The sequence below is a fragment of the Martelella endophytica genome (genome assembly GCF_000960975.1).
In the GTDB taxonomy this organism is placed as follows: domain Bacteria; phylum Pseudomonadota; class Alphaproteobacteria; order Rhizobiales; family Rhizobiaceae; genus Martelella; species Martelella endophytica.
The window spans coordinates 1761918-1788390 of record NZ_CP010803.1 but is presented as its reverse complement, the minus strand read 5'-3'; the positions used below and the strand labels follow the sequence as shown (position 1 = coordinate 1788390).

Here is a 26473-nt window from a genome sequence, read left to right as displayed (position 1 = left end):
CGGTCAGTCTTTCACGAAGAGCTTGCGCTCGACGCTGCAGAGCGCCTCGGCCGTGCCGTTCTCCCGGATCAGGATCGTCTCGGTCATTTCCAGCCCCCAGTCGTCCATCCACAGCCCCGGCATGAAATGCAGCGTCATGCCGGGCTCCAGCAGCGTCTCGTCACTGGCGCGAATGCTCACCGTATGCTCGCCCCAGTCCGGCGGATAGGCGAGACCGGTGGCATAACCTGCGCGGTTCGGCCGCTCGATGCCGACCTTCCAGAGTTCGGTCTCTAGCGCCCGCGCGATGTCGCCGGCACGGTTCCCGGGCCGCGCCACCTCGATGCCGGCAGCAAGGCCGGCGATCAGCGCATCGGCCGCCGCCTTCATGTAGTCCGGCGGCGTGCCGAAGAAGACGGTGCGGGAGAGTGGAGCATGATAGCGGCGATAGCAGCCGGCCTGTTCGATGAAGGTCGCCTCACCCACCTTGAAGGCGTCACCGCTCCAGGTAAGGTGCGGCGCGGAGGCATCGGCGCCTGAGGGCAAGAGCGGCATGATCGCCGGGTAATCGCCCCAGTCGTCGCCATTGCCTTCGATGGCCGTCTTCATCAGCTCGCCGACGAAGACGTTCTTGCGCATGCCTGGCTCTGCAATCTCCATCGCGTGGTTCATCACCCTGGTGGAAATGGCCGCCGCCTTGCGCATGAAGGCGATCTCCGGTTCGGACTTCACCACCCGCTCCCAGTCGAGAAGACCCGAGGCATCGGTGAGCTTCGCGTTCGGCAGGCCCTCGGCGAGGGCGGCATGGCCGGCGGCGGAATAGTAATAGGCGCGCATCTCGACGCCGACAGCTGCCTTGGCAAAACCGAGATCGGCAAGCTTTTCGGCAAGGTCATCCATCGGATGGCAGTCGTCCGCCTGGATGTAGCGGTCGGCGTAGTAAAGGATATGCTCGTCATCCAGCGCCGTCGTGCGCCGCGCGCCGTTGGCGTCCATCAGCCGGCCCCACCAGTAGGGTGAACCCTCGCCGGTCAGGATCACGCCCTGGTCGACGTAGAAGGACCAGCCGTCATAGCCGGTCAGCCAGTTCATGCCGGCCGGTGAGGTGACGAACAGCACGTCGACCCCGTAGCGCTCCATCGCCTTGCGGGTGCGGGCGATGCGGCGATCATATTCACTCTGGGAAAACGGCAGGACGACCATGAGCTCACCCTTTTGTGCACAACGAAATGACAGAAATCAGAATTCTACGCCGAAGGCCAATATTTCGGCCACTTTTTGACCTATTTCTGCTTGACATTCGAACCGTCAATCCATGTTGTACACAACATGACAGCACCCTGCGGCGCGCGCAAGATTTTTCTCGTTTCCAAAGTAAGGACCAGCGATGCTTACCAACGACCAGCTCGACCGCTTCGACCGCGAGAACTTTTTCCACCCCTCGACCCACCTCGCCCAGCATGCGCGCGGCGAAAGCGCGAGCCGTATCGTCAAGACGGCGAAGGGTGTGTTCATCGAGGATCGCGACGGCAAGACGCTGCTCGATGCCTTCGGCGGGCTCTACTGCGTCAATGTCGGTTATGGTCGCGAGAGCATCATCGAGGCGATCGCCGATCAGGCGAAGGAACTCGCCTATTATCACGCCTATGCCGGCCACGGCACGGAAGCCTCGATAAATCTGGCCAAGATGGTGATGGATCGTGCGCCGGAGCACATGTCCAAGGTCTATTTCGGCCTTTCAGGATCGGACGCCAACGAGACCAACATCAAGCTTGTCTGGTATTACAACAACATCCTCGGCCGGCCGCAGAAGAAGAAGATCATCTCGCGCTGGCGCGGCTATCACGGCTCGGGGCTGATGACCGGCTCGCTGACCGGGCTTGCCGGCTTCCAGAGGAAGTTCGACCTGCCGCTGGAGCGCGTCTTCCACACCACCGCGCCCTATTATTTCCGCCGCAAGGACCTCGCCATGAGCGAGGCCGATTTCGTTGCCCATTGCGTGGAAGAACTGGAACTCAGGATCGAGCGCGAGGGCGCCGACACGATCGCGGCCTTCATAGGCGAGCCGGTGCTTGGCACGGGCGGCATCGTGCCGCCGCCGGAAGGGTACTGGCCGGCCATTTCCGCCGTCCTCGAAAAACATGACATCCTGCTGATCGCCGACGAGGTGGTGACCGGGTTCGGCCGTCTCGGCTCGATGTTCGGTTCGGATCACTACGGCCTGAAGCCCGACCTGATGACCATCGCCAAGGGCCTGACCTCGGCCTACGCGCCGCTTTCCGGCACCATCGTTTCGGAGAAGATGTGGAAGGTGCTGGAGCAGGGCACGGATGAAAACGGCCCGATCGGCCACGGCTGGACCTATTCCGCCCACCCGATCGGCGCGGCCGCCGGTGTCGCCAATCTGAAACTCATCGATGAACTCGGCCTTGTCGAAAATGCTGCCGAGACCGGCACCTATATGCGGGCCGCGATGCGCGACGCGCTGGGCGATCACTCCCATGTCGGCGACATCCGCGGCGAGGGCATGCTGATGGCCGTCGAATTCGTGAAGGAACGCGACGGCCGGGTGTTCTTCGACGCGGAAGAAAAGGTCGGGCCCAAACTGGCGGCAGCGCTGATTTCCGAGGGCGTCATCGCCCGCGCCATGCCGGAAGGCGACATTCTGGGCTATGCGCCGCCGCTCTGCCTCACGAAGGAAGAGGCCGATCAGGTGGTCTCGGCGACGAAGAAGGCCGTCACCACCGTGCTCGGAGGATAATCAGCCGCCGAAGGTATACTGCATCGTCACCAGATCGAGCCAGCGGCCGAACTTGGTGCCGACTTCGGGATAGCGGCCGATATGGACAAAGCCGAGCTTCTCATGCAGCGCGATGGAGGCGGCATTCTCCCCCTCGATCGCGGCGATCATCGCATGGAGGCCGGCCTCCCCCGCATGGTCGAGCAGCGCTTCCATCAGCTTGCGGCCATGGCCCCGGCCCTGATGATCCTTGTGGACATAGACGGAATGCTCGACGGTGTGCTTGTAGCCGTCGAAGGACCGCCAGTCGCCATAGCTGGCATAGCCCGCAACCCGGCCCTCTTCCTCGGCCACGAGAACGGGAAAGCTCCGGGCCTGCCGGGCGGCAAGCCAGGCCTTGCGATTGTCGAGATCAATCACGATCTCGTTCCAGATCGCGGTCGAGTTGATGACCGCATCATTGTAGATGTCGAGAATGACCGGAAGATCGGCTTCGGTGGCGTGGCGTATCGGCATGGCAAGGGACCTGCAAGGAAGACTGTCGCCCTCCTTTACAGAAGCCGGAACGCCGCGTCCATCGGCTCAGTTGGTGGGCCACGAGCCTGCGAGGTAGATTGCCTGCTCGGCGGTCATCCTGAGCAGGCAGGATGCATTGACCGGCCCCATGATCGTGCCGCCCTGGAACTGGCTGACCTCGTATTTGCAGGTCGCATCGCGGAAATCGATCCAGCGGCGCTGCATGTCCTGCAGCGTGTCGGTAATCTTCTCGGTGACGCCAGGGTCATCGACCGACATGGCGTCGACCTCGTTGGCACGCTTGATCAGTTCGCCATAGGTGGCGTTGAGCTGCGCATCCCAGAACGCCGTCTCCTTTGCCGAGCATTCCTGCAGACCGATCGTGGTCGAGCCTGCGTCCGAGGCATTCTGGCAGGCCGCGGCTGAAAGGCCGATACAGACGCGTGGCGTCTCGGCATGTTCGGCAAGGCAGCTCGTGACCTGGTCGTTTGAATACTGCACCTCGTCATCCGCCAGTGCCGGGCTCGCGCAAAGTGCCGCCACCGCCATGAGTGCCAAAGACCGCTTCATTCTGTCCTCCCCTGGAGCTTTCATATGCAAGGCGACGCCATCGCGCCGTTCATCCATATCTAGGCCCCGGGCGCGGCAAGGCAAGTCAACACCGCCGCATAGTGAACGGCTGCCGCGGCCACGACGAAGCCGTGCCATATCGCATTCTGAAACCTGAGCTTTTCCCAGACGTGGAAGATCACGCCCGCCGAATAGATGATGCCGCCGATGACGACCAGAATGGTGGTGGCAAGCGGCAGAAGCGGAAACAGCGGCCGCGCGACGATGACGCCGCTCCACCCCATGGCGAGGTAAAGCAGGATGGCAAGCCGATCGTAACGTCCATGCCAGAAAACCTTCAGCGCAATGCCGAGCGCGGCGATGGTCCATATGCCGACAAGCAGGCCGAAGATGAAGGGATCGGCTATGCCGCGCTGCAGAAACGGCGTGTAGGTGGCGGCGATGAGGACGAAGATCGAGCTGTGGTCGAGCCGCTTCAGCACCGCCTTGGTCCTGACCAGCGAAACGGGCCAGAGATTATAGGAGCAGGAAATGCCGAGCGTCACGACAAGGCCGGCCGAATAGATCGCGGCGGAGGCGATCTGGCCGGCCGGAAGCCAGACTGCGGCGTAAAAGATCAGGATCGTCGCGCCGATGAGCGCCATGACGATGCCGATGCCGTGCACCACGCCGTCGGCGATCAGTTCCGGGATATCGTACTGGTTCTGCGTCTTGATGGTGGGCAATCCGTTTTCGCCTGCTGCAATTGCGAAGAATGGAGCCGGATAATAACGCGCCCGTGCGGCTTGTTGAACCCCCTTCGCGCCGCGAGCGGCAAGCGAAGGTCGATGACCGGCGGCGCTCGCTTTGCGATACGGGCGTTCTCGCCGCCTGATCAATTTCGCGTGCCCGCATCGGCAAACGGCGCCGGTCGCTGGTCACAGCTGCGCGGCGCAGCGCTTGCAGAATGGCGTATAGGGCACGGCTTCGAGCCTGTCGGCGGATATCTTGCCGCCGCATTTGACGCAGGTGCCGAAACTGCCGGCCTCGATGCGATCAAGGGCGGCATCAATGGCCTTCAGCTCATCGGAGCCGACATGACCGAATTCCTCCAGCACCTCGTCGTTTTCCGCCTCGGTCGCCCGTTCCGCACTGTCCGGATTACGAGTGCGACCGAGGTCGGTGTCGATCTTCTGCAGGCGGCCAAGGATCTCGTCCTTGCGGGCCTGCAGCAATGTCTTGAAATGCGCGGTATCCATGACTTCCTCCCTGAACCGCATTGTCCGCTTTCACCGGCGCACAAGCACCGAGCAGGTGGCGTGTCTGACGACGCGATCCGCCGTCGAGCCAAGCAGATAATTCGAAAAATCGGGCCGATGCGAGGCAATAATGATGAGGTCCGCGGCATGGCTCTTCGCCGCCGCCAGGATTTCGCGCGCGGGCGGACCCGTGCGGATCTCGATCTTGGCATCGACCTTCGCGTTGTGCATCAGCTCGCGAAGCCGGTCACCGGCATCGTGTACGGCGTTGTCCATGACGTCGACGGGCATGTCGATAGCGAGATAGGACGGAACCTCCTCGACGACGTTGAGCAGCACGATCTGGCCGCCTTCATCAAGCAGGTCGGCCGCCTTGTTGAGAATGTCCAACCCCTTCTCGAGAACCGAGATATCGACCGGCACGATGATCTTCCTGAACATGTAGTCCTCCTATGGCATCGCTACGCCCCGCGTTCTTTGGGGGCTGGCGGCGGCCTTGACTATCTTCAAACTCCTCCCGAAGCGCGCTGCCTGCATTGACTAAGGTCAATATCCGCCGGATTGGAGGGGTCCAGAATGCCTCGGCAGGATAGCAATAAACTACACTATTGCGAAGATACGCATTAATACATATTTATGATGCAGGAATGCCGCTCTGGGAGTGCGGCAGAAGGGCGGACGGCTCTTGGAAGCATGCGCCGCCGGTCAGTGCTTTTCGGGAGGATGAAATGGCACATATCGTCGTAATGGGAGCCGGTCTCGGCGGCACGATCGCCGCTTATGAACTGCGGGAGCGGCTTGGCAGAGAGCACAAGGTCAGCGTCGTCAACAAGGGCTCGGTCTATTCCTTTGTCCCCTCCAATCCGTGGGTGGCGGTCGGCTGGCGCACGCCCGAGGCGGTGCAGGTCGATCTGGCGCCGGTATTCGAACGTCGCGGCATCACGCTGAGGCCGGAGGGCGCCGCAAGGCTCAATCCAGCCGAGAACACGATCGAACTCACCGACGGCACCACGCTTTCCTATGACTACCTGGTGATCGCCACCGGGCCGGAACTCGCCTTCGACGAGATCGAGGGGCTCGGGCCGGCCGGTCATTCGCAATCGGTCTGCGAAACGGGCCACGCGGCCGCGGCGAAAGCCGCCTTCGACGCGCTGGTCGAACAGCCGGGGCCCGTCGTCATCGGCGCGGTTCAGGGGGCCTCGTGTTTCGGTCCGGCCTATGAATTCGCCTTCATCCTCGACAAGGCGCTGAGGGACGCGAAGGTGCGCGACCGGGTGCCGATGACCTTCGTCACGCCGGAACCCTATATCGGCCATCTCGGCCTCGATGGGGTGGGCGACACCAAGGGTCTGATGGAGAGCGAGCTCAGGGCGCGCCATATCAAGTGGATCACCAATGCCCGCATCGAGCGCATCACCGGCGAAAGCGTGATTGCCGAGGAGATCGGCGAGGACGGCACGGTGAAGGCGAAACACGAGCTGCCGGCCGCCTTCAAGATGTTGCTGCCCGCCTTCCGCGGCGTCTCCGCCATCCGCGGCATCGAGGGCCTCACCAATCCGCGCGGCTTCGTGCTGATCGACAAGCACCAGCGCAACCCGACCTTCGACAACATCTTCGCCCTTGGCGTCTGCGTCGCGATCCCGCCGATCGGCAAGACCGCGGTGCCCGTCGGCGTGCCGAAGACCGGCTTCATGATCGAATCGATGGCGACGGCGACAGTCGCCAATATCGAACGGCTGCTTGCCGGCCAGAAGCCGAATGCCCAGGCGACGTGGAATGCTGTCTGCCTCGCCGATTTCGGCGATGGCGGTGTCGCCTTCGTGGCGCAGCCGCAGATCCCGCCGCGCAACGTCAACTGGGCCTCGGAGGGCCGCTGGGTGCATGCCGCAAAGGCCGGCTTCGAGAAGTACTTCCTGCGCAAGGTCAAGACCGGCGTCAGCGAGCCGTTTTATGAAAAGCTCGCCCTGCAGGCGCTCAGGATCGACAAGCTGAAGGCGGTGACGTTCGAGGATCAGGACTGAGCATAGAGGCGGGCTCTGCCGGTCCCGCTCAGGGATAGAGGTAGAGCCTGTCCCACTGCGCGCGCGGAATCTCCGCACCGATCTTGAAGCTGAAGGACTTGACCGTCAGTTCGGAGCGATCCGTGACGCAGTGGTAGGTCAGGCGATACCAGTGTTCGTGGGAGCGAAATGCCGCGCCATGGGCGTCGATCGTGTTGCCTTTGACGCTCGGCGGCGCAAAGGTATAGGCGATCACCTTGTCCGGATACATGTCCTTGCGGGCATCGTTGATCTGGCTGAGCGCCTCGACATCGCAGCGCTGTTCCAGTTCCTCTTCCGGATCGAGACTCTTAAGTTCGGTGGTGATGCGCTGGTTCAGCGCCATCGCCTGCGTCGTCGTTGCCAAGATCACGAAAAGCGCCAGCCCAGCCGTTCTCAATGAATCACTCCTTCACGCTACGCACGTAACTATATTACAGAAGCATGTAGAATGCAGCTGAATATGGCAAGTCTGCGGCCGGGGGCCCTTTTGCCTTGATGCGTTCCTGCGGTCCACCTATTTATCGACGAAACCGAAACCGGAAGGCCCGCCATCGTGACTGAGTTCAGCAATCTCCCCGCCCCGCCGAAAGCCGAGACGAAACCGCAGCACGATACCCGCCACGGCCGCAAGCGCACCGACGAATACGCCTGGCTGAGAGCCGACAACTGGCAGGCGATGTTCAAGGACCCGACGATCCTCGATGCCGGCATCCGGGCGCATCTCGAAGCGGAAAATGCCTACATGAAGGCAGCCCTTGCCGACACCGAGGCGCTGCAGAAGAAACTTTTTGCGGAAATGCGCGGCCGGATCAAGGAGGACGACAGCTCCGTTCCGGGCAAGGACGGCCCCTATGCCTATGGCTCTGCCTACCGCACCGGCGGCGAGCAGCCCTATATCTACCGTATTCCCCGCGACGGCGATTTCAACGATGTCGTGCTCCGGACCGTTCTGCTCGACGGCGACAAGGAGGGCGATGGCAAGGCCTATTTCGACCTCGGCGGCTTCGACCACACCAGCGACCACAGCCGTGCACTCTGGGGCTATGACGACAAGGGCTCGGAGTTCTACACGCTGAGGGTCCGCGATCTTGAGACTGGCCGCGACCTTGACGACGTGATCGCCAACACCGGTGGCAGCGGCGTCTGGGCGCCTGACGGCAAGAGCTTCTTCTACACAGAAGTGGACGACAACCATCGCCCGTCGCGTGTGTTCCACCACATCGTCGGCACAAAGCAGAGCGACGACCGGCTGGTCTACGAGGAGAAGGATCCGGGCTTCTTCGTCGGCCTCGGCGGCTCGCTGCTCGACGATTTCATCTTCATCGACGTGCACGATCACCAGACCTCGGAAGTGCGGATCATTCCGACGGGACAGATCGACGCCACGCCGGAACTGGTCGCCGAACGCGAGACCATGGTCGAATACGATGTGACCGAAGGCGGCGATGTCTTCTACATCCTGACCAATGACGGCGGCGCCAAGGACTTCAAGATCATGGAGGCGCCCGTCTCCGCGCCCGGCAAGGCGAACTGGAAAGAGCTCGTGCCGCACCAGGAAGGCCGACTGATCCTTGCGCATATGGCCTTTGCACGTCACCTGGTCTGGCTGGAACGCTTTGCCGGCCTGCCGCGCATCGTCATCCGCGACCGCGCCACCGGCGAGGAGTACGCGATCGCCTTCGACGAGGAGGCCTATGCTCTCGGCCTGCAGGGCGCCAACGAGTATGACACGGATATCATCCGCTTCTCCTATTCCTCGATGACCACGCCGTCGCAGCTTTACGACTACAACATGGCGACGCGCGCGCGCACGCTGCTGAAGACACAGGAAGTGCCCTCGGGCCACAATCCCGACGATTACGTGACCCGCCGCATCCAGGCGAAGGCGGCGGATGGCGAACTGGTACCGGTCAGCATCGTCTACCGCAAGGATACGCCGCTCGACGGCACCGCGCCGGCGCTGCTTTACGGATACGGCGCTTACGGCATCACCATTCCGGCCTCGTTCTCGACCAATTGCCTCTCCCTGGTCGACCGCGGCTTCGTCTACGCCATCGCGCATATCCGCGGCGGCAAGGACAAGGGCTTTGCCTGGTATGAAAACGGCAAGATGGGCTCGAAGAAGAACACCTTCTCCGACTTCATCGCCGCCGCCGATGCGCTGGTGGCCGAAGGCTTCACCAGCTACGGCAATATCGTTGCCGAGGGCGGATCGGCGGGCGGCATGCTGATGGGCGCCGTCGCCAACATGGCGCCGGAGAAATTCGCCGGCATCATCGCTGCCGTGCCCTTCGTCGATGTGCTCAACACCATGCTTGACGACACGCTGCCGCTGACCCCGCCCGAATGGCCGGAATGGGGCAACCCGATCACCTCCGAAGAGGCCTACGACTACATTGCGAGCTACAGTCCCTACGACAATGTCGCAACGAAGCCCTATCCGGCAATCTTCGCGCTCGCCGGCCTCACCGACCCGCGCGTGACCTACTGGGAGCCGGCGAAATGGGTGGCGCGGCTGCGCGAGCACACCACCGGCACGGCCCCCATTCTGCTGCGCACCAACATGGACGCAGGCCACGGCGGCGCATCGGGGCGTTTCCAGCGGCTGGAGGAACTGGCGCTGGAATATGCCTTCGCGCTGAAGGTCGCGGGCAAGGCCGACAGCTGAGACACCCGGCGGCATCCGGCCTCGGAACCAAAATCCCCGATCACACGTTGATCAGGCTTGAAGACAAGGCGGGGCCGGATGAAATTTGAAATGTCGAAGCGCCTCTGGATGGCGCTCCAGGCGATGCGGCAGGTGTGGTTCATTGCGACACTCTACTGCATCGCCGCCGTTCTGACGGCGCTTCTGGGGATCATGGCCGATCCGGTCATCCCGGAGGACCTGCAGGACATCATCGGTCGCAGCGCGGTCGACAGCCTGCTGACGATCATCGCCTCCAGCATGCTCTCCGTCCTGGTGTTCTCGCTGAATACGCTGGTCCAGGCCTCGACGGCTGCTGCCAGCAATGCCACGCCACGCGCTGTTGGCACGATCCTGCAGGACCGGACCGCGCAATCCGCGCTCTCCACCTTTCTCGGTGCCTTCATCTTCAGCCTTGTCGGACTGATCGCGCTCAACACGTCGCTTTATGGCGGCGGCGGGCGGCTGGTGCTGTTCGTGGTCACGATTGGCGTGATCGTGCTGATCGTGGTGACGCTGCTGCGCTGGATCAACTACCTCGGTCACCTTGGCCAGGTGACCAAGACGATCACGCAGGTGGAATCGGCGGCAAGTCCTTCGATGGAGGCCTATCGCGCAGCACCCTGCCTTCATGCTCGCACGCAGCAAGGAAGCCTGCCGGATGGGTTGGTGATGATCGAACACGACGAGATCGGCTACCTGCGCTTCATCGACGTTCCTGCCCTCAATGATATTGCCGAAGAGCTGGACGCGGATATCTACGTGCTGGAACGCACCGGGACCTTCGTCACGCCCGGACGCCATATTGCCGGGCTCGCACTGCAATCTGGCGCCAAGGTTGACGAAGAGACCCTGAACGCGGTGCACGAGGCCTTTACCATCGGCGCTGCCCGCAGCTACGATCAGGATCCGCTCTATGGCCTGACCGTGCTCTCCCAGATCGCCATGCGGGCGCTCTCGCCCGGCATCAACGATCCCGGCACTGCGATCGATGTCATTGGCAACCTCGTGCGTATCATGGCGGCCGGCACGCCGGGAGAAGCGGAAGTGCACTATGAGCGCGTCGTGATGCCCAGGATCGAGACCGACGATTTCTTCGATGCCGCCTTTACCGGCATCTCCCGCGATGGTGCGGACAAGGTGGAGGTCGGTCTGAGGCTGCAGCACGCGTTTGAATCGCTGTCCCTGCTGCCGTTTCCCGGCTACGGCGAAAGCGCCCGCATCTATTCGGCGCAGGCGCTGGAGCGGGCCCGGGCGATGCTCGATTTCGAAAACGACATCAAGCGTCTGGAGGCCATGGCCCGCAAAGGCCGCCTGACGGACTGAGCTTGTCAGGAACATTCCGCAGCCGCGGTCGTTCTACACTCAGATGGCCCCGCTCTCGGCGGAGGCCTGATGGCTCTCGACTGCGCCTGAAGGCGGTGGTCAGGAGCGCTGTGGAATCCACGGGGGACTCGTTCAATGATCTTGCTGACAGCATTCATCTTCGCCGTGATCGGCCTGTTTCTGGGCGGTGGCGGCATCTGGCTGATCACGCTCGGTGGCAGCTGGTTTTATCTGATCGCGGGCGCCGCGTTTCTGGCGACCGCTTTTTTTGTGCTGATCCGCTCGGCGCTCGCCTACTGGATATACGCCGCAACCATACTGGTAACCCTTGTCTGGGCGCTACTCGAGGTCGGCCTCGACTGGTGGCAGCTTGGGGCGCGCGGCGGCCTCGTCGTGCTGCTCGGCCTGTGGTTGCTGCTGCCGTGGGTGCGCCGGCCGATCCTGCGCGACGAATACGGCTTTCCCGAAAAGACCGCGCCGGCGCGTGGTGGCCCCTGGCCGCTGGTCGCCGCAGTGCTGGTGTCGATCGTGGTCGCGGCGATCTCGCTGTTTACCGATCCCCACGCGATCGAGGGCTCCCTGCCGGATGCCCGCAGCGCAAGCGCTCAGACAGCCGGTGCCATACCGGACCAGGAGTGGCACGCCTATGGCCGCACCGAAAAGGGCCAGCGCTGGTCGCCGCTTGATCAGATCACGCCGGAGAATGTCGGCAATCTCGAGCTAGCCTGGCAGATCCAGACGGGCGACATGAAGGGCCCGAACGACGTCGTCGAGACCACCTACGAAAATACCCCGCTGATGGTCGACGATACGCTCTACGTCTGCACGCCGCATAGCTGGGCCATGGCCTTCGATGCGAAGACCGGCGACCAGAAGTGGAAGTTCGACCCGAAGGTTCCGGTTGATGGCAACCGCCAGCACCAGACCTGCCGCGGCGTCACCTATTACGACGACCCCGACATTGCCGAAGGCGAACGCTGCAAGACCCGCGTCTACCTGCCGACCTCCGACGCCCGCCTGATCGCGCTCAACGCCGAAGATGGTACCGTTTGCGAGGATTTCGCCGACAACGGCACGCTACATCTCGAAACCAACATGCCCTACAAGACGCAGGGCTACTATTATTCGACCTCCGCACCGCTGGCGATTGGCGGCAAGATCGTGGTCGGTGGCTCGGTCAACGACAACTACTCCACCGACAGCCCGTCCGGCGTGATCCGCGCCTATGACATCGACACCGGTGAACTGATCTGGAACTTCGACACCGGCAATCCAGACCAGACCGAACCGATCGGCCCCGGCGAGACCTACACCAAGAACTCGCCGAACAGCTGGTCGGTGATGTCGGGCGACAGTGATCTAGGCCTGATCTACGCCCCGATCGGCAACCGCACGCCGGACCAGATCGGTCTCGATCGCTCGCCTTCTGAAGAGAAATACTCCTCCTCGGTGGTCGCGCTCGACGTCGATACCGGTAAGCCGGTCTGGAATTTCCAGGGCGTCCACCACGACCTCTGGGACATGGACGTTCCGGCACAGCCCGCCCTTCTCGACCTGACCATCGACGGCGAGACCGTACCGGCGCTCGTGCAGGCCACAAAGCAGGGCGAAATCTTCGTGCTGAACCGCGAGACCGGCGAGCCGATCATTCCGGTCAAGGAGGTTCCGGCGCCGCAGGAGGGTGGCCTCGAAGGCGAAAACCTGTCGCCGACCCAGCCTGTCTCGGTGCTTTCCTTCAATCCGCCGAAGCTTGAAGGCAAGGACATGTGGGGGGCGAGCCTGCTCGACCAGCTTGTCTGCCGCATCAAGCTGAAGCAGTACAACTACGAGGGCCGCTATACGCCGCCGTCCGTCGATGGCACGATCGTCTATCCCGGCAATTTCGGTACGCTCAACTGGGGCTCGGTCGCCGTCGATCCGGAGCGGCAGGTGATGTTCGCCATGCCGGTCTACATGGCCTACACCTCGACGCTGGTACCGAAATCGACGCCCGGCGTGCCGACCCAGGGCATCAACTCCAACAACGGCGCCGACTATGCCGTTGCCTTCACGACCCTGCTCGGCCCGCTCGGCGTGCCCTGCCAGGCGCCGCCGTGGGGCTATGTCGCAGGAGCTGACCTCACCACCGGCGATATCGTCTGGAAGCACAAGAACGGCACCATCCAGGACATGACGCCCGTTCCGCTGAAGATCAAGATGGGCGTTCCCGGCATCGGTGGTCCGATCATGACCCGCGGCGGCGTCGCCTTCCTCGGCGCCACGATGGACAACTACATCCGCGGCTATGACGTCACCACCGGCGAACAGCTCTGGGAAGCCCGGCTGCCGGCCGGCGGCCAGGCAACGCCGATGACCTACGAGACCTCGGACGGCACCCAGTACGTATTGATCGTCGCCGGCGGTCACGGCTCGGTCGGCACCAAGACAGGCGACTACATCCTCGCCTACAAGCTGCCGGAGGGGTGAGCGCCGTGAAACCAGTGAAACGTCGGAATGCCCTTGCACTCCGGCATTTCACCGGGTTATTTCCGAATTTACCGGTTGCCCTTCAAAGCAGGCCTACCTATGTATTTCGCAAGCGTCCATTTATTGAATGAGGAGTATTGAACATGGCTTTTGAACTTCCTGAACTGCCCTATGCATATGATGCACTCGCGCCCTATATGTCGGCCGAGACGCTCGAATTTCACCACGACAAGCACCACAACACCTATGTGACCACCGGCAACAAGCTGGCGGAAGAGGCCGGCCTCGGCGGGCTTCCGGTCGAAGAGGTGATGGTCAAGGCCTATGGTTCCAACCAGCCGCTCTTCAACAACGCCGCCCAGCACTTCAACCACATGCATTTCTGGAAGTGGATGAAGAAGGACGGCGGCGGCACCAAGCTGCCGGGCGCGCTCGAAAGCGCGATCTCGTCCGATCTCGGCGGCTACGACAAGTTCAAGGCTGACTTCATCGCCGCCGGCACCGGCCAGTTCGGCTCCGGCTGGGCCTGGCTCGCCGTCAAGGACGGCAAGCTCGAAATCATGAAGACGCCGAACGGTGAAAACCCGGTGGTCCACGGCGCCAAGCCGATCCTCGGCGTCGACGTGTGGGAGCACTCCTACTACATCGACTACCGCAACGCCCGCCCGAAATACCTGGAAGCGTTCGTCGACAGCCTGATCAACTGGGACTACGTCGCCGAACTCTACGAAGGTGCCACCAAGTAAGGCGACTGCCTTCGACATTTTTGAAAAGCCCGGCCTCAGCGCCGGGCTTTTTTGTGCCTCACCCCTTCGCCACCAGCCCCGGCAGGACCCGCGTCACCGTACGCTCGATGACGTCGACCAGGACCATGGTCTGGTGGTCGACCTCGATGTTCAGACGGTCGCCTGCCGTGTAGCGGCAAAATGTGGTCTGGCGCAGCGTTTCGGGGATGAGGTTGATGGTGAAGAGGTTGTCGTCCACCTCGGCGACCGTCAGGCTGCAGCCGTTGACCGCCAGAAACCCGCGGGGGAAGATGTATTTCGCCCACTCTTCCGGCACACGGAAACGGATCAGGGCGCCGTCATCGGCGATCCTGATTTCCTCCAGCGCCGCGGTGGTGGCGATATGGCCGGCAATCACATGGCCGCCGTTTTCGTCGGTCATCTTTGCCGAGCGTTCGACATTGACGTCGTTGCCCGCTTCGAGCGCGCCGAGATTGGTGCGCTCCAGCGTCGCGTTCATCGCGTCGAAGGTGACGTTGTTGCCGGAAATGCCGGTGACGGACAGGCAGACGCCCTCGATGTTGACGCTGGCGCCGAGCTTCAGGCCCTCGAGCTGTTCATCGGTGAAGCGGACGGTGAAGGTCTTGCCGCCGGCATAGGCGGTGACGTCGGCGAGCGGCCGGACGGCCTGGACGATGCCGGTATACATGGAAAAATCTCCTGCTGGCGCACCGCCGGTCACGGGGCGCTGTTCGCGCGCCGGATGGGCGGCGCTTGCGGCAATATGAGAGGCGGAGAGTGCGAACACAAGGGCCGGAGCGGCGACACTGCGTCTACGGCTTCGGCGGTAGCGAGAATGCGTTTTCGACGGCGACCGACATCCATTCCGCAAAATCCGCATCGGAGCAATCGTCGGCATCGACGAAATAGAAGCCGGACATCCTGCGGCCGTTATGGATCATCGGCTCGGATTGGCCGAGCCTTGCCGCGGCATCGGCATTCTCCTTGCCGATGCGGAACAGGTAGCGCCCCTCGCCGTTCCTGCGGCTTGCGGCGGCCACCATGTGGCCGTTGACCATGAAGCAGAGCCCGCCAAACATCTTCTTCTCGCTGACCCCTTCGAGGCCGGCGAGCCGGTCACGGAGGCGGGCCGAGAGCGCCTCGTCAATGGCCATCGCCGCTCCCGCTCATGAAGGCCTTGAAGGCGTCGGCGTAATCCGGGTGCCAGCGCGACAGCGGCGGCCGGTTCTCGACGATGTCGCCCATCGCCCACATCATCCGCTTCTCGTCGGTGGCGCGGTCGACCTCGCCATCCGGGCAAAGGATGTAGAAATCGCCCTTGGCGATGCTTTTCAGCATGAAGTCGACGGTCTGTTCCGGCGTCCAGGCGCCTTCCGGCTTTTCGGTGCGGCCATTGGCGGTCAGACCGGTGAAGACGAAGCCGGGGATCAGGAGATGCGCCTCGACCTTGCAGCCTTCGCGGTTCCTCAGATCGTGCTGCAGCGCCTCGGTGAGCGCCTTCACGCCGGCCTTGGCGACGTTATAGGCCGGGTTGCCGGGCGGCGTGGTGATGCCCTGTTTGGAGCCGGTGTTGATGATCAGTGCCGGTTCGCCGTGCGCGACCATGCCCGGCGTGAAGATCCGGGTGCCGTTGATGACGCCGAGAAGGTTGACATCGATGATGCGATCCCACGGCATCTGCTTGCCGAAGAAGCCGGTCTCCGGCTGGATGCCGGCATTGTTCATCAGCACATGCACCTTGCCGAAGGCCTGGACGGCGGCGCATTCGAGCTCTTCCAGCGCCGAAAGATCGGAAACATCCGTCGGCTGCGCCAGCACCTTGACGCCCTTTTCCTTCGCCAGCGGCTCAAGCTGAGCCTTGGCGGCCACCAGCCGCTCGCCCTTCATGTCGGCGATCATCACGTTCATGCCGAGGCCGATGAAAGCCTTCGCGGCGGCAAGGCCGATGCCCGAGGCACCGCCGGTGATGACGGCCGCATTGCCCGCCTTCAGGGCTTCGTGGCCCGCATCTTTCTGGCCCATGGTCTTCCTCCCGATTTTTGCCGTTCCTGTCCCTGAGATGGACATCCGGTTTCTCTCTGGCAAGACTGTTTTTCAGAAGTGCTAGCGTGTCAATCCGCAAATTCGCATGAGAGTGGCCGGTTTGCGGGACCCCAAGTGCCAGTTTCCCTTGCGCGGCGCGGCAAAGCCGCTAAAACGGCTTCAAATGCCAAACACCAGATGGACTTGAAACAACATGGCAACGCACAAAGACGTCAAGAAGGTCGTTCTGGCCTATTCCGGCGGCCTCGACACCTCGATCATCCTGAAATGGCTCCAGACCGAACTCGGCGCTGAAGTCGTCACCTTTACCGCCGACCTCGGCCAGGGCGAAGAGCTCGAGCCGGCGCGCAAGAAGGCGGAAAACGCCGGCGTGAAGGAAATCTTCATCGAGGATGTGCGCGAGGAATTCGTCAAGGACTTCGTGTTCCCGATGTTCCGCGCCAATGCCGTCTATGAGGGCGTCTACCTGCTCGGCACCTCGATTGCCCGGCCGCTGATTTCAAAGCACCTGATCGAGATCGCCGAGAAGACCGGCGCCGACGCGATTGCCCATGGCGCCACGGGCAAGGGCAACGACCAGGTTCGTTTCGAAATGTCGGCCTATGCGCTGAACCCGGACATCAAGATCATCGCGCCCTGGCGTGACTGGACCTTCAAGAGCCGCACCGAGCTTCTGGAATTCGCCGAGAAGCACCAGATCCAGATCGCCAAGAACAAGCGCGGCGAGGCCCCCTTCTCCGTCGACGCCAACCTGCTGCACTCCTCCTCCGAGGGCCGCGTGCTGGAAGACCCGGCTGTCGAGGCGCCGGAATATGTGCACATGCGCACCATTTCGCCGGAAGCCGCCCCCGACAAGCCGACCGTCATCAAGATCGGCTTTGAAAAGGGTGATGCCGTCTCCATCAACGGCGAGCGCCTGAGCCCGGCTTCGCTTCTCGCCAAGCTCAACGACTATGGCCGCGACAACGGCATCGGCCGCCTCGACCTCGTCGAAAACCGCTTCGTCGGCATGAAGTCGCGCGGCGTTTACGAGACCCCCGGCGGCACCATTCTTCTGACGGCCCATCGCGCGATCGAGAGCATCACGCTCGACCGCGGAGCGGCGCACCTGAAGGATGAACTGATGCCGCGCTATGCCGAGCTCGTCTATTACGGCTTCTGGTTCTCGCCGGAACGCATGATGCTGCAGGCCGCCATCGACAAGAGCCAGGAGCATGTCGAGGGCGAAGTGACGCTGAAGCTCTACAAGGGTAACGTCATGGTCATCGGCCGCGAGAGCGACAAATCGCTCTATTCCGAAGCCCTCGTCACCTTCGAGGACGACCACGGCGCCTACGACCAGAAGGACGCCGCCGGCTTCATCAAGCTCAATTCCCTGCGCCTCCGGACGCTTGCGAAGCGCGACCGGAGCTGAAGCGGACAGATAACTTGCTCTGGAAAGCCGGGACCGAGAGGTTCCGGCTCGGTTTGTTGGCAAACTCTCCTCAAACTCGGCGTCATCCTCGGGCTTGACCCGAGGATCCAGGCAGTTTGGCAAGAGCTCACAATAAGTCCCCGCCAACTCAATGCGTTAATCCGCCTGGATGCTCGGATCGAGTCCGAGCATGCCCCCTGTGAGGAGGCCAACGGAGGATCAACATACGCCTTCAAGGGTTTGTCAGCGTTCTGGGACGGAGCCGAGAGGTTCCGGCTTTTTCATTTCATGGCGGCCGGGCGCTGAGTGCTTTCGCTCCAGTCGTCGCCGGCTTCGGCGGCGTTGCCCCCTTCATCCGAAGGCTCCTCCGGAAGCCGGTCGGCAAAGCGTAGCCAGATGTAGCAGATGACGGCGATGGCGCCCATCGCCGGCACCACGACCTGCAGGGCCAGCACCGGCGAGCCGAGCGCGGCGGCGATCATGCCGGTGACGAGGCCGGAGCCCATCTGCATGAAGCCCATCATCGCCGACGCCGAGCCGGCGATATCCGGGAACGGAAGCAGAGCCGCATTGGTGACATAGGGCATGACGAAGGCGATGCCGAAGGCAAACAGGCCGACCGGCAACATCACCGAGAGATAGGAAATCGGCAGAACCTCGGTCGAGATCGCGAGCGCCGTGGCGCCGAGCGCAATGAACACCAGGCCGGCACCGACCATGGCCCGCGAGGTGAACCGGCGGAGCGCAAAGCGGAAGGTGACGGAGCCCGAGAAATAGAGCCCCGTCTGCATCAGCATGCCCATGCCGAACTGCGACGGCGTCAGGCCGGCAATGTTGATCAGCACGAAGGGCAGGATCGAGGCGAGCGCATAGAGCGTGCCGACAGAGGCCGCGATCACCAGCGAGGCCGCCATGAAATGCGGACTGCCAAGCAGCCGCCAATAGGCCTTGGCCAGCGGCAGGGGCCGCGCCTTCCTGGGATCCGGATGGCCGGTCTCCGGCATCAAGAGCAGAACCAGCCCGCCGAGACCAAGGCCGAAAGCGATCATGGTGAAGAATATCGCCTTCCAGCCGATGAAATGCAGGATCAGCCCGCCGAAAGTGGGAGCGATGGCCGGGCCGACCGCCAGCATGATGCCGATCATGTTCATGATCCGCGCTGCGGGTTCGCCGATGAACTGATCGCGCACGATCGCTCGGCCGACGGTGAGGCCGACGGAGGCGCCGATACCCTGTATCAGCCGCCCGGCCAGCAGCATCGGCACATCATCGGCAAATGTCGCAAGGAAACTGCCCACCACATAGATTGCCAGAAAGCCGACGACGGTGCGTCGCCGTCCGAACGCGTCCGCCAGAGGGCCGGTCACCAGCATGGCGAAGGCAAAGCCGCCGAAGAAGACCGAAAGGGAGGCCTTGATAGCGGCATCCGTGGTGCCGAAGGCGGCCGTCAGCGCCGGCATGGCCGGCGTATAGAGCGACAGGGAAAAAGGCCCGAGCATGGAGAGCGCCGCGCCCAGCAGACTGGTGCGCCCCTCGCTCATCAGCGTCTTGCCGGTGGTTCCTTTGGTATCGCTCATGGTCCCCTTATCTTTCAAGCCGCGCAAAATTGTCTCGCATCGTGCGGAGCGCGCGCCGCAGCATCTGTTTCTCGTCGTCCGCAAGCCCGTCCTGCAGCCGGGCGAAAAGGTCGTCGGCCAGCGCCCGGATTTCCGTCAGCAGCGCTTCGGCGTTTTCCGTTGTCGTCACGCATTTGGCCCGGCCGTCCTTCGGGTCCGCGGTCCGCTTGACCAGTCCGGCGCTTTCCAGCCCGTCCAGATAGCGCGACAGTGTCATCGGTTCGATGCCGAGCGCCAAGGCAATGTCGCTCTGGCGGGCGCCTTCGCTACCGGAGATGCGGGCAAGCGCGCGCGCCTCGCCCGGCGTCACGCCGAGACCCGCCTTCGCCAGCTCGCGCTCAAGTTCCGCCCGAAACAACCGGGCGACATCACTCAGCAGAAAGCCGAGTCTGTCGGCAGTCGCTTCCGGCATCGCCATGTCCTGACCATCTTTGAATTGATAAGCGCCGCTTACTATTTTTCCGAGTGGCGATCAAGCCACTTGCCTTGAACCGGCTTGTATCGCACACACATGAATAGGCCGGCAGGCAGAATGAAAGGAATGATGCGACATGACCGAAGGTATCAACAACGCCCTCTTCCGCTGGGACGGTTTTTCGGGACTTCCGGAATTCGACCGCATTGCCGATACCGACTTTGCTGCCGCATTTGACTGGGCCATGGCCGAGCACAATCGCGAAATCGATGCGATCGCGGAAAATCCGGAGGCGCCGGATTTCGTCAACACGGTCGAGGCACTTGAAGTCTCGGGCGATGCGCTGTCGCGGGTCGCCGCGGTATTCTTCACCAAGGCCGGCGCCCATACCAACCCGGATATCCAGAAGCTGGAACGTGAGATCGCGCCGAAACTCTCCGGCCACTATTCCGCCATCGGCGCCAACAAGGCGCTGTTCCAGCGCATCGACACGCTGTGGCAGACGCGCGAGACGCTGGGTCTCGACGAGGAACAGACGCGGGTGCTGGAGCGCCACTGGAAGGGCTTTGTCCGTTCGGGCGCGAAGCTTGAGGGCGAGGCGCAGGAGCGGCTTGCCGCCGTCAACCGCCGGCTTGCCGAACTCGGCGCCGCCTTCGGCCAGAACGTTCTCGCCGATGAGAGCAGTTGGGCGATGTTCCTCACCGAGGAGGACGAACTCGTCGGCCTTCCCGATTTTCTCATCGATGCCATGGCGGGCGCGGCTGCAGAGCGCGACCGTCCGGATGCCCACGCAGTGACGCTGTCGCGTTCGATCGTCGAGCCGTTCCTGACGCTGTCGGCGCGCCGTGACCTGCGCGAAAAGGCATTCAAGGCCTGGACGGCGCGCGGCCTTTCCGGCGGCGAGCACGACAATCGCGAGATCATGAAGGAGACGCTGGCGCTCAGGGCCGAAAAGGCGGGCCTGCTCGGATATGAAAACTTCGCCGCGATGAAGCTCGACAACACCATGGCGAAGACCGCGGGCGCTGTCGACCTGCTGCTGCTCGATGTCTGGGAGCGCGCGGTGAAAGCGGCCGAGGACGACCAGCACGAACTCTCGGCGCTGGCCGCCGAGGAAGGCGCCAACCGCGAGATCGAAGCCTGGGACTGGCGCTACTACGCCGAAAAGCTGAAGGCCCGCAAATTCTCCTTCTCCGAAAGCGAAGTGAAGCCCTATCTGCAGCTCGAAAAGATCATCGAAGCCTGCTTTGCCGTCGCCGAGCGGCTCTATGGCGTGCGCGCCGTGGCGAAGCCGGATGTCAAATCCTATCATCCCGACGTCCGCGTCTACGAGATCCGCGACAGCGACGATACGCTGAAGGCGATCTTCCTCGGCGACTATTTCAACCGCTCATCCAAACGCTCCGGCGCCTGGATGAACGCGATGCAGAGCCAGCACCGGCTGACGCTGCCGAACGGCACCCAGGGCGAGCTGCCGATCGTCATCAATGTCTGCAACTTCGCCAAGCCCGCCGAGGGCAAGCCGGCGCTGCTGTCGCTGGATGACGCGCGCACGCTGTTCCACGAATTCGGCCATGCGCTGCACGGCATGCTGTCCGATGTCACCTATCCGTCGGTTTCGGGTACCGGCGTCGACCGCGATTTTGTCGAACTGCCCTCACAGCTCAACGAACACTGGCTGACCGTGCCTTCGGTCCTCGAGAAATATGCGCTGCACTATGCGACCGGTGAGCCGATGCCCAAGGCGCTGATGGACAAGGTGCTGGATGCGGCAACCTTCGGCCAGGCCTTCCAGACGGTGGAATATACCGCCTGCGCCATCGTCGACATGCGTCTTCACACCGAAGCCGAGCCGCCGGCCGACCCAGTCGCCTTCCAGAATGGCGTGCTGAACGGCATCGGCATGCCCAACGCGATCGCCATGCGCCATGCAATACCGCATTTCCTGCACATCTTCTCGGGCGATGGCTATGCGGCTGGCTATTATTCCTACATGTGGTCGGAAGTGCTCGATGCCGATGCGTTCGAGGCCTTCGAGGAAACCGGCGATGTCTTCAACCCGGAGGTCGCGGCAAAGCTCAAGGACAATATCCTGACCAAGGGCGGCTCGGTCGATGCCGAGGCAGCCTACCGCGCCTTCCGCGGCAAGATGCCGGGTCCGGAGGCAATGCTGAAGGGACGTGGCCTGCTTTGAGCAGCGGGCGACCGTCAACTCAGGTTCTGGGTCTCGCCTGCGAAGAACAGATCATCGACGCCGAGAGCCAGGCCCGCCACGAGCAGCACCAGAACGGCGGCGAGCACCCAGAACGAAATGCGATTGTAAAAGGGCGTAACACGGAAGCAGTATGGGCACGATTTGGCCCCGAAGCGTAGCTTGTAATGGCAACTGCAGGAAAATAAGCGTATATTTCTCAAGTTTCTAGATGACCCTATTGCCGTTTCTTCGCGTCGTGAACCGCGCGTTTCATATGCTTTATTACGCATAAGTAAGATTTTCCATGTTAAAAATGTGGCGGACGAGTCAATTTGCGGTGATGTGGTGAGGGCAAAAAAGGCAGAAAAACACCCACGCTGAGCCAACGGCTCAATCGCCCGAAAGTTCCAACCTTTTTTGCAAATTTTGACCTGAGGGCTGCCGGGGTCAGATACCCCTGGAAAGCCAGTCGCGCACATCCGTCACAATGTCGGCCAGCGGGCGGGTCGCATCGACCGTCAGCACACCATCTTCCTCGACCGGTGGCTCAAGCGCGGCGAACTGGCTGTCGACCAGGCTTGACGGCATATAGTGGCCGGGGCGATGGCCGACCCGCTCGAAGGCGGCCTCACGGGTCAGTTCGAGGAATACGAAACCCAGCCCTGGCGTCCTGCTGCGCAGAACATCCCGATAACGGGCCTTCAGCGCCGAGCAGGCAAGCACGGGGATTTCGCCAGCGGCAACGCCATCGGCGAGAACGCCCGCAAGTCGCTCGAGCCAGCCGGCGCGGTCTTCGTCATTGAGCGGTATGCCGTTGCGCATCTTCTCGACGTTTTCCGGCGGGTGATACGAGTCGCCCTCGATCATCCGGCCACCGATGGTGCCTGCAATGGCCGCGGCGGCACTCGACTTGCCGCAGCCCGAAACTCCCATGACCACCAAAGCCGGACGATTGATTTCCATGACGCACTCCAGATCATTTGCCCGCTCCTCCTAGCATCAGATCCCCATGCGGTCGATTGCGGCAGCGCAAATCTTCTGCATTTTTCAGCCAGATAGGCCTGGCTTGATGCTTGTCTTCATCGGGAGGAAATGCATGCTTGCGCGAAAGCAGAACCGGAGAAAACCCGATGCCCCACGTGACCGACCAGACCTGGCATGTCGACGTCGCCGGCTTTCCGGTCGATCTGCCGCTCGTTGCGATCCGGCCCGACTTCGCCATATCGCTGATGATGGTGATCGATCTCGGTGTGCGCTTCGGTGCCCATGCGGGCAAGCAGCTTGCCGACAGATTGGCGCCGCTGAAGCCCGATATCGTCGTCGGCGCGGCGACCCTCGGCATTCCTGTCGCCATCGAAGTCACCCGCGCACTCGGCCTCGATCACTATGTGGTCCTGCAGAAATCGCCGAAAATCCATCTCGGCGACGCGCTGACGCAGACGATCTCGTCGATCACCTCGAAGGGCGAGCAGAAGCTGATGCTCGACCGGCGATCGCTGCCGCTGCTTGCCGGCAAGCGAGTCGTGATCGTCGACGATGTCGTCGCCTCCGGTTCCAGCCTGCAGGGATCGCTCGACCTCGTGCGAAAGGCCGGAGGCATGGTCGCCGGCATCGGCGTCATCCTGACGGAGGCGCATGACTAGCGAAAGACGCTCGGCGAAGACTCCGCGCTCGTCGCAAGCCTCGCCCATATCCCGCAGTTCGAAAGCGATGGCGGCCCGTTCCGGCCGATCCCCGACACCTTCTGAAACGGTCCCGCCAGCCTTCAATAACCTTCGCGGCAGAGGGTCTCGAGTGTCGTCCGGTCCATGGCGGTAAAATCGAGCGCCGGCAGAAGATCGTTGTCGGCGGCGAGATCGCGCCCGCAGGCCGCCGAGAAGATGGCGATCCCGGCATCATGCAGCGGGACCGGCACGCCGACCATGCGCGCAAGCGCGCTTGTGGCGACAAGGCCGAACGGCACATCCTCGAAGATGTAGCGGCTGTCGAAAGACGATGGGCCAGAGCCGCCCCGCCCTTCGGCATGCATTTGCTGGTTCATCTCCGATACCGAAGCGAGCGGCACGTGGAACGAGGTTGAAAAATGCTCGCGCACGGTCTTGGTCTTCAGCCCGAAGGCATCGACGACGGCGAGGCGCTCCGCATCGAGTGCCTCGATGAAATTGCCGACGGCCGGCGTCACATGTTCGCCCTGCCCCCAGCTCTCGCCCTTTTCCATGCGCGTCAGGTTCATCAGCGCGATGCCGAGATGGTTCTGCGGGTTGAGGTTCGACAGCGCCACGGCAATCAGCCCGTCACGTGGCACGAAGCGATCGCCGAAGAGATCGGTGCAGAGCGCATGCCCCGCCTCCATCGCGGAATATGGCACGGTCGCCATATCGACCTTCTGGCGGATGGTGTTGACGGTGACGGTGGTGTCGCTCTTCTGCCGGGCGGTCAGAAGCGTCGTGCCCCAGGCAATGATTGTCGTCGCCTTCTCCGCTTTTTTCAGTGCACGCGAGAGATAGAGCGCAGCAAAGGAGCTGTGTGAGGAGATGATCACCGGCGTGCCGGGATCAAGCGCCGGCACCAGCGCGTCGATCGCCATGCGGTGGCCGTTGACCGGCATCGCGATCATGACGAGCCCCGCGCCGGAGACCGCTTCTGCGGCCGTATCCGCCACGCCGACGGGCCCCTCGAATTCGAGCGCGCCGGTTGCCTCAAGCATCTGTCCTTCGGCGAGCCCGCGACCGCGCGAGCCCGAGGGCGACCAGAGCACGGGTTCATGGCCGGCATCGGCGGTGAAGGCGGCAAGGCCGTAGGCATTGGAGCCGGCCCCTAGAATGGCGATCTTCATGATGTCCTCACATGTATTTCGTCGGCAGGGCCGTGGTGAACTTCATCTCCTCCATCGCGATGGAGGAGTTGATGTCGGAGAATTCGAGCCTCGATATCAGATTCTTGTATACCTGGTCATAGGTCTCGATGTCGGGAACGACGATGCGCAGCAGATAATCCGTATCACCAGTCAGCCGGTAGGCCTCGGTGACCTCCGGAATGTCGCGGATCTGCTTGCGGAACTCGTCGAGCCATTCGATGGCGTGACGCGGCGCCTTGACGGAGATGAAGATGGTCATCGGAATATTGGCCATCTTGCGGTCGATCAGCACCACGCGATTGCGGATGAAACCCATGTCCTCCATGCGCTTGATCCGCCGCCAGCATGGTGTGTGCGACAGATTGACCGCCTCGGCGATCTCGCCGACCGTCTTGTCGGCCTCACGCTGCAGGATATCGATGATTTTCCGGTCGATTTCATCGAACATGGCGGTTTCCCTTTCTGGCCGCGAGGATTTTTCGTTTTTCACCGGGATTGGAGAGATATTTTCCCGCCAGATTTGCAAAACGCAAAATCACGCCCGGCAAAAGACCGTACTTTATGGTTGTTATAGCGGGAAATCCCTTGCCAAAAAACCATTTTTGCGCATGATTTGCCTAGAATTTGGGTGATTATGAAAGTCGCCGCTTATTTAGGCATGAGTTACAGAATTTAATCAATGGCTATAACGTAGGATATTTATCTACGTTTGTCGAATTTAATAGACTGGCGCGACACCTGAATCGGCAAACGAGCGGAAATCAGAAAATTCTCTTCTGCAGGATGGGATAAAATTCACTTGTTCCTACCTGAAACAGAAACGAGAATGCCAAATGAAAAGAATAGGACTGATTGGCGGCATGAGCTGGGAGAGCACCGCGGTATATTACCGGCACATCAACGAGGAAGTCCGGCGCCGGATGGGCGACGGGCTGGCGTCGGCTGATCTGTGCCTTCGTTCTGTGAATTTCGCCGAGATCGTCGCCCTGCAGAAGGCCGGGCGCTGGGACCTTGCGGCCGAGCATTTGATAGCGGTGGCACGCGAGCTCGAGGCCTGCGGCTGCGCCATGGTACTGATCTGCACCAACACGATGCATATCCTCGCCGAAGACGTGCAGGCGGCGATTTCCATTCCGCTTATCCATATTGCAGACGTGACCGGCCGGGCCGTGCAGCAGGCCGGCATGCACCGCCCGCTGCTGATGGCCACGCGCTACACCATGGAAAAGCCGTTCTATGTCGACTTCCTGCGGGCGCATTTCGCACTGGAGCCGATCGTGCCGGCCGAGGCCGACCGCCAGACGGTGCACGACGTCATTTTCGACGAGATCTGCTGCGGCGTCATCAGCCCGGCCTCGCACGACCGCTATGTCGAGATCGTCGCCAAGGCGCGCCGTGAAGGCGCCGATTGCGTGATTTTCGGCTGCACCGAGATAGGCCTGCTGATCGCGCCCGAGGATTTCGACTTTCCGACATTCGATTCGACGCTGCTTCACGCCGAGGCAGCCGTCCAGTTCTCCCTGGAAGAAGACCTTTCAGCGGAGGGGAAAGAGAGCCGGCGTCTCGCTATGCACTAGAGGGAAGCCGGTGCGTTGAAGGCGCCGCCAGCCGAGAGGGACTGGCGG

Annotated in this window: 25 protein-coding genes; 10 read left to right on the top strand and 15 right to left on the bottom strand. The window is 62.3% G+C overall.

What is annotated here, in order from left to right:
- Positions 1-3: 3 nt before the first annotated feature.
- Complete coding sequence (locus TM49_RS08160) at positions 4-1182, bottom strand: M24 family metallopeptidase (protein ID WP_045680423.1); 1179 nt, start codon at positions 1180-1182, stop codon at positions 4-6.
- 184 nt (positions 1183-1366) lie between these two features.
- Between TM49_RS08160 and TM49_RS08155 the strand changes: the two genes are divergently transcribed.
- Positions 1367-2740, top strand: a complete 1374-nt coding sequence (locus tag TM49_RS08155) for an aminotransferase (RefSeq protein WP_045680421.1) — start codon at positions 1367-1369, stop codon at positions 2738-2740.
- On the opposite strand, the gene TM49_RS08150 is transcribed toward TM49_RS08155, so the two are convergent.
- From TM49_RS08150 to TM49_RS08130, 5 genes are all read right to left on the bottom strand, one after another.
- The gene (locus tag TM49_RS08150; protein ID WP_045680419.1) at positions 2741-3235 is read right to left on the bottom strand and encodes a GNAT family N-acetyltransferase; all 495 of its coding nucleotides are present in this window, start codon (positions 3233-3235) and stop codon (positions 2741-2743) included. It abuts the gene before it with no gap.
- Between the two features lie 66 nt (positions 3236-3301).
- Positions 3302-3805 (bottom strand): lysozyme inhibitor LprI family protein, encoded by a 504-nt coding sequence (locus TM49_RS08145; RefSeq protein ID WP_045684995.1) that lies wholly within the window; start codon positions 3803-3805, stop codon positions 3302-3304.
- Between the two features lie 59 nt (positions 3806-3864).
- Entirely contained in the window at positions 3865-4530 is a 666-nt protein-coding gene (gene trhA, locus TM49_RS08140; RefSeq protein WP_045680417.1) for a PAQR family membrane homeostasis protein TrhA, read from the bottom strand.
- Between the two features lie 192 nt (positions 4531-4722).
- A complete protein-coding gene (locus tag TM49_RS08135) occupies positions 4723-5043 on the bottom strand; it encodes a TraR/DksA family transcriptional regulator (protein WP_045680416.1) in 321 nt (106 codons plus the stop codon).
- 30 nt (positions 5044-5073) lie between these two features.
- Positions 5074-5484 (bottom strand): universal stress protein, encoded by a 411-nt coding sequence (locus TM49_RS08130; protein ID WP_045680415.1) that lies wholly within the window; start codon positions 5482-5484, stop codon positions 5074-5076.
- 287 nt (positions 5485-5771) lie between these two features.
- On the opposite strand from TM49_RS08130, the gene TM49_RS08125 reads away from it, so the two are divergent.
- On the top strand, positions 5772-7064 hold the full coding sequence (locus TM49_RS08125) for an NAD(P)/FAD-dependent oxidoreductase (protein WP_045680414.1): 1293 nt from the start codon (positions 5772-5774) through the stop codon (positions 7062-7064).
- A 28-nt stretch (positions 7065-7092) separates the two neighbouring features.
- On the opposite strand, the gene TM49_RS08120 is transcribed toward TM49_RS08125, so the two are convergent.
- On the bottom strand, positions 7093-7482 hold the full coding sequence (locus TM49_RS08120) for a DUF930 domain-containing protein (protein WP_244464820.1): 390 nt from the start codon (positions 7480-7482) through the stop codon (positions 7093-7095).
- Positions 7483-7638: 156 nt separating this feature from the next.
- Between TM49_RS08120 and TM49_RS08115 the strand changes: the two genes are divergently transcribed.
- From TM49_RS08115 to TM49_RS08100, 4 genes are all read left to right on the top strand, one after another.
- The gene (locus TM49_RS08115) at positions 7639-9753 is read left to right on the top strand and encodes a S9 family peptidase (protein ID WP_045680412.1); all 2115 of its coding nucleotides are present in this window, start codon (positions 7639-7641) and stop codon (positions 9751-9753) included.
- 78 nt (positions 9754-9831) lie between these two features.
- Positions 9832-11097 carry a DUF2254 domain-containing protein gene (locus TM49_RS08110; RefSeq protein WP_052699767.1) on the top strand — a complete coding sequence of 422 codons (1266 nt, stop codon included), beginning with the start codon at positions 9832-9834 and terminating at the stop codon, positions 11095-11097.
- A 135-nt stretch (positions 11098-11232) separates the two neighbouring features.
- A complete protein-coding gene (locus TM49_RS08105) occupies positions 11233-13563 on the top strand; it encodes a glucose/quinate/shikimate family membrane-bound PQQ-dependent dehydrogenase (protein WP_045680411.1) in 2331 nt (776 codons plus the stop codon).
- Between the two features lie 143 nt (positions 13564-13706).
- Positions 13707-14309, top strand: coding sequence for a superoxide dismutase (locus TM49_RS08100; RefSeq protein WP_045680410.1), 603 nt, complete (start codon positions 13707-13709; stop codon positions 14307-14309).
- 58 nt (positions 14310-14367) lie between these two features.
- Here TM49_RS08100 and TM49_RS08095 read toward each other — a convergent pair whose 3' ends face one another.
- From TM49_RS08095 to TM49_RS08085, 3 genes are all read right to left on the bottom strand, one after another.
- Complete coding sequence (locus TM49_RS08095; RefSeq protein WP_045680409.1) at positions 14368-14997, bottom strand: riboflavin synthase; 630 nt, start codon at positions 14995-14997, stop codon at positions 14368-14370.
- A gap of 124 nt (positions 14998-15121) precedes the next feature.
- Entirely contained in the window at positions 15122-15463 is a 342-nt protein-coding gene (locus tag TM49_RS08090; protein WP_045680407.1) for a TfoX/Sxy family protein, read from the bottom strand.
- On the bottom strand, positions 15453-16331 hold the full coding sequence (locus tag TM49_RS08085) for an SDR family NAD(P)-dependent oxidoreductase (protein ID WP_045680405.1): 879 nt from the start codon (positions 16329-16331) through the stop codon (positions 15453-15455). The genes TM49_RS08090 and TM49_RS08085 overlap by 11 nt, the downstream gene beginning before the upstream one ends.
- 214 nt (positions 16332-16545) lie before the next feature.
- On the opposite strand from TM49_RS08085, the gene TM49_RS08080 reads away from it, so the two are divergent.
- Positions 16546-17766 carry an argininosuccinate synthase gene (locus TM49_RS08080; RefSeq protein WP_045680403.1) on the top strand — a complete coding sequence of 407 codons (1221 nt, stop codon included), beginning with the start codon at positions 16546-16548 and terminating at the stop codon, positions 17764-17766.
- Positions 17767-18047: 281 nt separating this feature from the next.
- Here the strand turns inward: TM49_RS08080 and TM49_RS08075 are convergent, their stop codons facing one another.
- Both TM49_RS08075 and TM49_RS08070 read right to left on the bottom strand, forming a co-directional pair.
- The gene (locus TM49_RS08075; protein WP_045680401.1) at positions 18048-19343 is read right to left on the bottom strand and encodes a multidrug effflux MFS transporter; all 1296 of its coding nucleotides are present in this window, start codon (positions 19341-19343) and stop codon (positions 18048-18050) included.
- A 7-nt stretch (positions 19344-19350) separates the two neighbouring features.
- On the bottom strand, positions 19351-19794 hold the full coding sequence (locus TM49_RS08070; RefSeq protein WP_045684992.1) for a MarR family winged helix-turn-helix transcriptional regulator: 444 nt from the start codon (positions 19792-19794) through the stop codon (positions 19351-19353).
- A 139-nt stretch (positions 19795-19933) separates the two neighbouring features.
- Here TM49_RS08070 and TM49_RS08065 point away from each other — a divergent pair, with 139 nt between their 5' ends.
- Entirely contained in the window at positions 19934-21991 is a 2058-nt protein-coding gene (locus TM49_RS08065) for a M3 family metallopeptidase (protein WP_045680399.1), read from the top strand.
- 447 nt (positions 21992-22438) lie between these two features.
- On the opposite strand, the gene TM49_RS08060 is transcribed toward TM49_RS08065, so the two are convergent.
- The gene (locus TM49_RS08060) at positions 22439-22954 is read right to left on the bottom strand and encodes a gluconokinase (RefSeq protein WP_045680397.1); all 516 of its coding nucleotides are present in this window, start codon (positions 22952-22954) and stop codon (positions 22439-22441) included.
- A gap of 137 nt (positions 22955-23091) precedes the next feature.
- Between TM49_RS08060 and TM49_RS08055 the strand changes: the two genes are divergently transcribed.
- Positions 23092-23634, top strand: a complete 543-nt coding sequence (locus TM49_RS08055) for a phosphoribosyltransferase family protein (protein WP_244464819.1) — start codon at positions 23092-23094, stop codon at positions 23632-23634.
- Between the two features lie 122 nt (positions 23635-23756).
- Here TM49_RS08055 and TM49_RS08050 read toward each other — a convergent pair whose 3' ends face one another.
- Positions 23757-24827, bottom strand: a complete 1071-nt coding sequence (locus tag TM49_RS08050; RefSeq protein WP_045680395.1) for an NAD/NADP-dependent octopine/nopaline dehydrogenase family protein — start codon at positions 24825-24827, stop codon at positions 23757-23759.
- 7 nt (positions 24828-24834) lie between these two features.
- Complete coding sequence (locus TM49_RS08045; protein WP_045680393.1) at positions 24835-25296, bottom strand: Lrp/AsnC family transcriptional regulator; 462 nt, start codon at positions 25294-25296, stop codon at positions 24835-24837.
- Between the two features lie 385 nt (positions 25297-25681).
- Between TM49_RS08045 and TM49_RS08040 the strand changes: the two genes are divergently transcribed.
- Positions 25682-26425, top strand: coding sequence for an aspartate/glutamate racemase family protein (locus tag TM49_RS08040; protein ID WP_045680391.1), 744 nt, complete (start codon positions 25682-25684; stop codon positions 26423-26425).
- Positions 26426-26473 lie beyond the last annotated feature (48 nt).

Coding starts and splice junctions, on each gene's coding strand:
- TM49_RS08050 (WP_045680395.1), bottom strand. CDS start 24,827: ATGAAGATCGCCATTCTAGGGGCCGGCTCCAATGCCTACGGCCTTGCC.
- TM49_RS08040 (WP_045680391.1), top strand. CDS start 25,682: ATGAAAAGAATAGGACTGATTGGCGGCATGAGCTGGGAGAGCACCGCG.
- TM49_RS08105 (WP_045680411.1), top strand. CDS start 11,233: ATGATCTTGCTGACAGCATTCATCTTCGCCGTGATCGGCCTGTTTCTG.
- TM49_RS08095 (WP_045680409.1), bottom strand. CDS start 14,997: ATGTATACCGGCATCGTCCAGGCCGTCCGGCCGCTCGCCGACGTCACC.
- TM49_RS08150 (WP_045680419.1), bottom strand. CDS start 3,235: ATGCCGATACGCCACGCCACCGAAGCCGATCTTCCGGTCATTCTCGAC.
- TM49_RS08160 (WP_045680423.1), bottom strand. CDS start 1,182: ATGGTCGTCCTGCCGTTTTCCCAGAGTGAATATGATCGCCGCATCGCC.
- TM49_RS08100 (WP_045680410.1), top strand. CDS start 13,707: ATGGCTTTTGAACTTCCTGAACTGCCCTATGCATATGATGCACTCGCG.
- TM49_RS08045 (WP_045680393.1), bottom strand. CDS start 25,296: ATGTTCGATGAAATCGACCGGAAAATCATCGATATCCTGCAGCGTGAG.
- TM49_RS08110 (WP_052699767.1), top strand. CDS start 9,832: ATGAAATTTGAAATGTCGAAGCGCCTCTGGATGGCGCTCCAGGCGATG.
- TM49_RS08070 (WP_045684992.1), bottom strand. CDS start 19,794: ATGCCGGAAGCGACTGCCGACAGACTCGGCTTTCTGCTGAGTGATGTC.
- TM49_RS08135 (WP_045680416.1), bottom strand. CDS start 5,043: ATGGATACCGCGCATTTCAAGACATTGCTGCAGGCCCGCAAGGACGAG.
- TM49_RS08155 (WP_045680421.1), top strand. CDS start 1,367: ATGCTTACCAACGACCAGCTCGACCGCTTCGACCGCGAGAACTTTTTC.
- TM49_RS08090 (WP_045680407.1), bottom strand. CDS start 15,463: ATGGCCATTGACGAGGCGCTCTCGGCCCGCCTCCGTGACCGGCTCGCC.
- TM49_RS08125 (WP_045680414.1), top strand. CDS start 5,772: ATGGCACATATCGTCGTAATGGGAGCCGGTCTCGGCGGCACGATCGCC.
- TM49_RS08075 (WP_045680401.1), bottom strand. CDS start 19,343: ATGAGCGATACCAAAGGAACCACCGGCAAGACGCTGATGAGCGAGGGG.
- TM49_RS08080 (WP_045680403.1), top strand. CDS start 16,546: ATGGCAACGCACAAAGACGTCAAGAAGGTCGTTCTGGCCTATTCCGGC.
- TM49_RS08060 (WP_045680397.1), bottom strand. CDS start 22,954: ATGGAAATCAATCGTCCGGCTTTGGTGGTCATGGGAGTTTCGGGCTGC.
- TM49_RS08065 (WP_045680399.1), top strand. CDS start 19,934: ATGACCGAAGGTATCAACAACGCCCTCTTCCGCTGGGACGGTTTTTCG.
- TM49_RS08145 (WP_045684995.1), bottom strand. CDS start 3,805: ATGAAGCGGTCTTTGGCACTCATGGCGGTGGCGGCACTTTGCGCGAGC.
- TM49_RS08130 (WP_045680415.1), bottom strand. CDS start 5,484: ATGTTCAGGAAGATCATCGTGCCGGTCGATATCTCGGTTCTCGAGAAG.
- TM49_RS08085 (WP_045680405.1), bottom strand. CDS start 16,331: ATGGGCCAGAAAGATGCGGGCCACGAAGCCCTGAAGGCGGGCAATGCG.